Here is a 299-nt window from a genome sequence, read left to right as displayed (position 1 = left end):
CGCAGTTGTGACTGACATTCTTTCAGCAGATTGCGAAGATGTCGTACTGTTTTCTTCAGCTTGTACGTTTCACTGTATTTTCGCCAAGCGACGATGTGAAATGTATCGGTGAGTGCAAATGCAACAGCACCTGCTGTAAACAGCATTAACTTACCTGATAACTCATGATCGAGTGGCATCACGTAAGCAGTGGCAACAGCGTCCACACCTGCAAAGATGAAAAAGCTGACCGCACACAGTACGACCAGCGATATAAGAAGGCGAATGCCTGATGACATAGGTAGTTCCTCTGGTTCAAG

1 protein-coding gene is annotated in these 299 nt (G+C 46.2%); it reads right to left on the bottom strand.

Annotated features, from left to right (window positions below; genetic code table 11):
• A partial coding sequence (locus Q5762_RS37810) for a hypothetical protein (protein ID WP_315896842.1) occupies positions 1–278 on the bottom strand: 278 nt, incomplete at its 3' end.
• Positions 279–299: the final 21 nt, after the last annotated feature.

The organism is Streptomyces sp. P9(2023) (assembly GCF_032436795.1).
Classification (GTDB): domain Bacteria; phylum Actinomycetota; class Actinomycetes; order Streptomycetales; family Streptomycetaceae; genus Streptomyces.
Note: the sequence above shows the minus strand (reverse complement) of the source record. Positions and strands in the feature narration are given on the sequence as shown.